The sequence below is a fragment of the Methylobacterium sp. WL12 genome, assembly GCF_008039475.1.
GTDB lineage: Bacteria > Pseudomonadota > Alphaproteobacteria > Rhizobiales > Beijerinckiaceae > Methylobacterium > Methylobacterium cerastii.
Genome location: NZ_VRUW01000056.1, coordinates 26,177 through 33,099 on the forward strand (window position 1 = coordinate 26,177; position 6,923 = coordinate 33,099).

At 68.0% G+C, this 6,923-nt stretch carries 6 protein-coding genes, 1 tRNA gene and 2 pseudogenes; 3 read left to right on the forward strand and 6 right to left on the reverse strand.

Annotated elements, in window-relative coordinates:
• Positions 1 to 115 precede the first annotated feature (115 nt).
• Both FV226_RS18635 and FV226_RS18640 read left to right on the forward strand, forming a co-directional pair.
• Complete coding sequence (locus FV226_RS18635; protein ID WP_147764058.1) at positions 116 to 1,408, forward strand: adenylosuccinate synthase; 1,293 nt, start codon at positions 116 to 118, stop codon at positions 1,406 to 1,408.
• Positions 1,409 to 1,459: 51 nt separating this feature from the next.
• Positions 1,460 to 2,896, forward strand: coding sequence for a histidine kinase (locus FV226_RS18640; RefSeq protein ID WP_147764059.1), 1,437 nt, complete (start codon positions 1,460 to 1,462; stop codon positions 2,894 to 2,896).
• Between the two features lie 100 nt (positions 2,897 to 2,996).
• Here FV226_RS18640 and rpoH read toward each other — a convergent pair whose 3' ends face one another.
• Positions 2,997 to 3,881 (reverse strand): RNA polymerase sigma factor RpoH, encoded by an 885-nt coding sequence (gene rpoH / locus FV226_RS18645; RefSeq protein WP_147728070.1) that lies wholly within the window; start codon positions 3,879 to 3,881, stop codon positions 2,997 to 2,999.
• 238 nt (positions 3,882 to 4,119) lie between these two features.
• Positions 4,120 to 5,097 (reverse strand): RluA family pseudouridine synthase, encoded by a 978-nt coding sequence (locus tag FV226_RS18650; protein WP_147751702.1) that lies wholly within the window; start codon positions 5,095 to 5,097, stop codon positions 4,120 to 4,122.
• 128 nt (positions 5,098 to 5,225) lie between these two features.
• On the opposite strand from FV226_RS18650, the gene FV226_RS18655 reads away from it, so the two are divergent.
• Positions 5,226 to 5,300, forward strand: a tRNA-Glu gene (locus tag FV226_RS18655).
• 298 nt (positions 5,301 to 5,598) lie between these two features.
• Here the strand turns inward: FV226_RS18655 and FV226_RS18660 are convergent.
• The 4 genes and pseudogenes from FV226_RS18660 to FV226_RS18675 form a co-directional block, all read right to left on the reverse strand.
• The gene (locus tag FV226_RS18660; RefSeq protein ID WP_147764060.1) at positions 5,599 to 5,802 is read right to left on the reverse strand and encodes a hypothetical protein; all 204 of its coding nucleotides are present in this window, start codon (positions 5,800 to 5,802) and stop codon (positions 5,599 to 5,601) included.
• A gap of 20 nt (positions 5,803 to 5,822) precedes the next feature.
• Positions 5,823 to 6,035, reverse strand: a pseudogene (locus FV226_RS18665) (prolipoprotein diacylglyceryl transferase family protein); the annotation flags it as partial.
• Positions 6,036 to 6,063: 28 nt separating this feature from the next.
• Positions 6,064 to 6,486: pseudogene (locus tag FV226_RS18670) on the reverse strand (transposase); the annotation flags it as partial.
• Positions 6,487 to 6,533: 47 nt separating this feature from the next.
• On the reverse strand, positions 6,534 to 6,923 hold a 390-nt coding region (locus tag FV226_RS18675), incomplete at its 5' end, for an IS630 family transposase (protein WP_147764061.1).

The following is a 6,923-nucleotide window of genomic DNA, read 5'->3' on the forward strand; positions in this document are numbered from 1 at the left end:
GCGGTTTGCTTGATTTCCCGGACCGGATCGCGGAAACACCCTCACGGCAACGGGATTTCTCTCGCGCGGCGCAACGCCGTGCGCCCGCGAACGGGCCACGGGTCAGAAGGCACGCATGGCGAACGTCGTCGTCGTAGGCGCCCAATGGGGCGATGAGGGTAAGGGCAAGATCGTCGATTGGCTCTCCGAGCAGGCCGACATCGTCGTCCGCTTCCAGGGCGGGCACAATGCCGGCCACACGTTGGTCATCGACGGCGTCACCTACAAGCTCGCGCTCCTGCCCTCGGGCGTGGTGCGCGGCGGCAAGCTTTCTGTGATCGGCAACGGCGTCGTCGTCGATCCCTGGCACCTGGTGGACGAGATCGCCCGCATCCAGGCACAGGGCGTCGAGGTCTCGCCGAAATCGCTGCGCATCGCCGACAACGCGACGCTGATCCTGCCGCTGCACCGCGAGCTCGACCATTTTCGCGAGACCGCCAACGCCGGGCTGAAGATCGGCACGACCAAGCGCGGCATCGGCCCGGCCTACGAGGACAAGGTCGGCCGTCGCGCGATCCGCGTGGTGGACCTGGCCGACGCCGACACCCTGCCGGCCAAGATCGAGCGGGTGCTGACCCACCACAACGCGCTGCGTCGCGGCCTCGGCATCGCCGAGGTGGACGCGGCCGCGCTGCTCTCCGAATTGAAGGCGATCGCGCCGACGATCCTGCCCTATGCCTGCCCGGTCTGGGCGCTCCTCGACGAGGAGCGGCGCGCCGGCAAGCGCATCCTGTTCGAAGGGGCGCAGGGCGCGCTCCTCGACGTCGACCACGGCACCTATCCCTTCGTCACCTCCTCGAACATCGTGGCCGCGCAGGCGGCGACCGGCTCGGGCCTCGGCCCTGGCGCGATCGGCTACGTGCTCGGCATTGCAAAAGCTTACACCACCCGCGTCGGCGAGGGCCCGTTCCCGACCGAACTGTTCGATGAAATCGGCGAGACCATCGGCCGGAAGGGCCGCGAGTTCGGCGTCAACACCGGGCGCAAGCGCCGCTGCGGCTGGTTCGACGCGGTGCTGGTGCGCCAGACGGTGCGGACGTCCGGCATCAACGGGATCGCGCTGACCAAGCTCGACATCCTCGATGGGTTCGAGACGATCGAGGTCTGCACCGGCTACCGCCTCGACGGCGCGGTGATCGACCACCTGCCGGCGAGCCAGGCGGCGCAGGCGCGCGTGGAGCCGATCTACGAGACCATCCCCGGATGGTCGGAAACGACTGCCGGCGCCCGCTCCTGGGCCGAGCTGCCGGCTCAGGCGATCAAGTACGTCCGGCGCATCGAGGAGCTGATCGGCTGCCCGGTGGCGCTGCTCTCGACCTCGCCGGAGCGCGACGACACCATACTGATGCACAATCCCTTCGAGGATTGATCGTCCGGTCCGTGCGACGCACGGACCGCGAACACGCGGATTCCAGAGGACATGGCCGATTACTACCCGTTGCTGGCGCGGGCGCTCGACGCCTTGCCCGACCGGACGCCGGCCATGCGCAAGGCGGTCTACGAGCGCGCGCGGAACGCCCTGATCGGCCAGCTCCGCTCGCTCGACCCACCCCTGCCCGAGGCGGACATCGACCTCGAACGGCAGGCGCTGGACAACGCGATCGAGCGCCTCGAACGCGACTACGGTGCCTCATCGGCCGCGCCTGAGCCCGCACCGCCTCCCGTCGTCTCACCGCGGGCTGCTCCAGCACCGGTTCCCCCGGCGAGGCCGGCACCGATCCCGGAGCCACCCGCACCTCCGCCTGCGCAGGCCTTCGAGCCGGCGCCGCCGCCTGAGCCCACGCCGCCGCCCCAGCCGACGCCGTTCCTGCCGCCGGCGGCGCCGCCGAGCTTCCTCCCGTTGCCGCCGGAGGAACCGCGCGAGGCGCCCGTTCCGATCACTGCGCGCAAGGCGAAAGTGCCGGATCCGGTCCCCGAGGCTCAGCTCGAGACCGTCGCACCGGCCGAGGTGGCCAACGATGCGATCGCGGCCAACGATTCGGCCAACGGCCGGCAGCGCCCGCGCATCGACGTGGTGGCACCGCGTGCCGGTCGCTCGCGACTGTTGCGCAACGCCTTCGTCGGCGTCGTCCTCACCGTGGTGATCGGCCTGATCGCGGTCGCGGCCTTCCTGCTGCGCGACAAGCCGGCGAACCTCCCCGCCGGGGGCGCAGAAACGGCGGAGACCCAGCAGGACCCGGGCGACACGAAGTACTCCGATCGGGTCGGCGGTGATCCGGCTCCCAAGGCGTCGCCGTCGGCGAACGCCCCGGCGACGGCGTCATCAAACCCGCGCAATCCTTCGACGCAGCCGAGCCAGCCCGGCCTCGCGGTGGCGCAGCGCGCCGTCCTGATCGAGGAGAACACGGCGACCCCGAACGCCGCGCCGATCTCGACAGCTGGGCGCGTGGTCTGGCGTCTTGATTCGGTGCCGGGCGAGCAGGGCCAGCCCCTGGAGACGGCGATCGTCGCGACGGTCACGGTGCCGGAGGCCGGCCTGACGCTGGTGATGACGATCCAGCGCAACCTCGATCAGACCCTTCCGGCGTCGCACACGATCAACCTCGTCTTCACCGACACGGGGACCGAAGGCGAGAAACGCGCGGTGCAGGATATCGGCCTGCTTCAGGCCAAGGACGACGAAGCCGCCCGGGGCTCCCCAGTGTCGGGCCTGCCGATCCGCGTGACGGACAACCGCTTCCTGATCGGCCTGTCGTCGCTGCGTGGTGACGTCGATCGCAACACCGACCTGCTGCTGCACAAGCCCTGGTTCGAACTCGCGGTCCGCTACGTCAGCGGCCAACGCGCGGTCGTCAACTTCGAGAAGGGCAACGCCGGCACACAGGTCGTGCAGGATGCGTTCGACCAGTGGAAGTAAGCTGATCCGTCCTAAACGCAACGAAAACGGGTCTCCCCGCCCGGTGGAAGGGGGGAGGGGAGATGCGGGTCGGAAGTTCAAACCTGGCGAGAGCCCCGCCTTACGCACCCATGCGCGGCAACTCGCGCGTGGCGAGGTTGCGTTTCACGGCTTCCTGTACCTTCTCGAACGCCCGCACCTCGATCTGACGCACGCGCTCACGCGAGACGCCGAACTCACCGGAGAGGTCTTCGAGGGTGATCGGGTCGTCGGCGAGCCGGCGTGCCTCGAAGATGCGCCGCTCGCGCGCATTTAGCACCGAGAGCGCGTCGCGCAGGGCCGACAGCCGGTTCTGGCCCTCCTGCTCGCCGGCTAGCACCGTCTCTTGGCTCGGAGCGTTGTCCACGAGCCAATCCTGCCACTCGCCCTCGCCCTCCTCGCGCAGGGGCGCGTTAAGCGAGGTGTCGCCGGACAGGCGCCGGTTCATGTCGATCACGTCCTGCTCGGGCACGCCGAGCCGAGTCGCGATCTGCGCGACCTGATCGGGCTTCAGGTCGCCTTCCTCGAGGGCCGAGATCTTGCCCTTCGCCTTACGCAGGTTGAAGAACAGCTTCTTCTGGTTGGCCGTGGTGCCCATCTTCACGAGCGACCACGACCGCAGGATGTATTCCTGGATCGCCGCCTTGATCCACCACATCGCATAGGTCGCAAGCCGAAAGCCCTTATCGGGATCGAAGCGCTTGACCGCCTGCATCAGGCCGACGTTACCCTCGGACACGACCTCGCCGATCGGCAGGCCGTAGCCGCGATAGCCCATGGCGATCTTCGCCACGAGGCGCAGGTGCGACGTGACGAGGCGGTGCGCCGCCTCGCGGTCGCCGCCGTCGCGCCAGTTCTTGGCCAGCGTGAACTCTTCCGTCGGTTCCAGCATCGGGAACTTGCGGATCTCGTCGAGGTAGCGCGACAGGCCACCTTCGTTGGCGAGCACGGGCAATGCGCCGGCCATGGCAATCTCCTTCGATGGTCCCCCGATCGGGCGGACGCTGTGTACGGAGCGCCGCTTCTCAAGCCGGCTTTCCGAACCCCATGTTAGTGGGGAAAGCTCCGGGCCGGTAGCGGGTCCGCGACGAGAACATAAACTCAACGCATCGCGGCTTCGGAAAGTCGAACCTGTCACGATCGGTCGCGGGTCTCGGTGCGGTTCCGCACGCAAGTCCTTGACCGTGGCATCGCTGCGATAGCGTTCAGCTCTTCGCTAGCGCCGCCACCAAGTTCGCCATCTCCGGCGGAAGTTGGCTCTCAAAGCGAAGGTGCTCCCCAGTGCGCGGGTGGGCGAAGCCCAGTAGTGCCGCGTGCAGCGCCTGTCGCCCGAGCGTATGGAGCGCGCCCTGCGCCGTCTCCGACAACCGAGCGGCCTTGGTGATGAAGGCTCCGCCATAGACCGCGTCCCCCAGCAGCGGATGGCCGCGATGGGTCATGTGCACGCGGATCTGGTGCGTGCGCCCGGTCTCGAGCCGGCAGCGCACCAGCGCGGCCTCCGCGTAGGCAGCCTCCACGGCGTAGTGCGTCACCGCATGCCGGCCCTCGTCGCCGCGTACCACCGCGATCTTCTCGCGATTCTTGCGGCTGCGGTCGAGGTTGGCCTCGATGGTGCCGACGCGCGGCTCCGGCAGGCCCCAGACCAGGGCGAGGTAGGCCCGCTCCAGAGGGCCGCTGCGTCCGTGGTCGGCGAACTGCGCGGTGAGCCCCTTGTGGGCCGCGTCGTTCTTCGCGACGACGATCAGGCCGCTGGTGTCCTTGTCGAGGCGGTGGACGATGCCGGGCCGGCGTACGCCTCCGATGCCGGACAGGCTCGCCCCGCAATGGCCGATCAAGGCGTTGACCAGCGTGCCGGCCGCATGTCCCGGCGCCGGGTGGACCACCAGCCCGGCCGGCTTGTCGATCACCACCAGGTCGTCGTCCTCGTAGGCGATGACGAGGTCGAGAGACTCAGCCTGCGGTTCGGCGGACACCGCCTCCGGCAGCACCACCGCCAGCACCGTGCCCGGCCCGACCTTCACCGCCGAATCGAGCACGGTCACCCCGTCACGGCGGACATGGCCCGCCTTCACCAGATCCTGAAGCCGCGCCCGCGAGACGTCCGGGAACGCGATCGCCAGGGCGCGGTCGAGCCGCACCCGCTCCGCCTCCGGCCCGATCACCGCCTGACGCTCGCCTTCGATCTCGAGACCCTGCAACACGCCACTCCTCACGACCCGGCGAAAAAGGCACCGCCCGGGTCTTGCTCCCTCGACGCACCGTCGCTATACGAACGCCTCGCCGGCCGATAGCTTCATCAGCCGCAGCGACCGCGCCCATCGTCTAGCGGTTAGGACAGGTCCCTCTCACGGATCAGACCGGGGTTCGATTCCCCGTGGGCGCGCCACTTTTGTGCAGAATTGCGAACGCCGGGCTTGATGTGCTGCCGGCCTCTGTTGCGGAAGTTTCCGAGTTTTCTTAAGTCGCCGAAGATGCGGATCACGTCCGCTTCGATCTCTTTCCGATCGACGATCGCGTGGACCACGCCTTTCAGGCTGGTATCTCGCCCGACGTCACGTGCTCGCGCATTGGACGCCCGACGTGGTCGATGTATCCGAGGCTGATCTCCGCTGCGTCCGGATCCGGCCAAGCTCGGTCTTCGTTAGAGTCCGCTCGGTCCGCAATGCCGAAATCCACTCTTTCAATCAGCCGTCCGGCTTATCCTTGCCGTCCTCCATCAGCCGGTTGAGCTGCGACGAGTTCGCGACGCAGCGCACCTTCGCGGCAGTCGCCTCCGACATCCGCTCGGCAATTGGCGCCCAGAGCGAAGCCAAGGTCGCCCGTAGGGGCCGGGGCTGCAGCAGTTCGGCCACCAGGTCGACAGTCACGCGCGTGTCGAGCGTGGCCATTCGGATCGAGCAGGCCGTCGAACCCAGACGATCATGTCGTCGATGTCCACGGTGATCGGACGGCGCACCACGCCCCAGTAGCGCTCGGCCATCACGAGGCGGCGCGCATAGAACCACCCGCCAATCAGCCCGGCGATGTAGGCCAGGGCGTACCACTTGATGGTGATCGGACCGATCGCGACGGCAACCGGGTCGATGGCCGGAAAGGGCAGGGCGAAATGATCGGCCCCCACGAGGTGGCTCTTCGGCAAGTTTGGTGGATCAGGCTGCGAGGAGGAACCGTCGGCGGAGGAGATCGAGGTTGGCGCGGCCGTACATGGCGCGCTTCAAGAGGTTGAGACGCGTGATCTGCCCTTCAGCCTGTCCACTGCTCCAAGGCAGCGTCAGCGCAGCCCGGACGGCGTCTCCGTCCTGATCGAGGCTGGCAGCGAAGTTCTCGACGATGCGGACGCCGCAGTTTTGGGCGTCGCCCAGCCATTCATCGAACGCCGTGACATCCGATCCCCCCGACGACTGCGGGCCACAGCGGCTCCGGACGATCCGGCAGAAGCGGCGACCGAGATCGACGACCTTGGCCGCATCGGGATCCTGCAGGACACGCGCGACGACCGCGGCTGCCTCGGGGTCGAGGTCTTCGGGCTCACGCAAGAGATGCCAGGACAGTTGCTTGGATGAGGCCAGGGGTGATGCGGTGGAGATCGCAACACGGATGTCATACCAACCCTCGTTGATCAGAACCCATGGTTCCATCGGCGCATTCCGATGGACATGATGCGCCAGGGCTGGGCGACGATCTTGTTCCAGGCGTCGCAGCAGTGGTCGAGGATGTCGGCGTAGGATTGGAAGATCCGGTTGCCGAGCCAGTTCTCGCGCATGAACTGCCAGAGGTTCTCGACCGGGTTGAGTTCGGGCGAACGAGCCGGAAGAGGCAGCAGGGTGATGTTGTCCGGGACGGCCAGTTTCCTGGTGGTGTGCCAGCCGGCCTGGTCGAGCAGGAGGACAGCGTGGGCGCCGGGCGTGACGGTTGCGGAGATTTCTTCGAGGTGATGGGTCATGGCCGACGTGGTGCAACGGGGCATGACCAGGCCCGCGCCGACGCCTCGGGCCGGGCAGATCGCCCC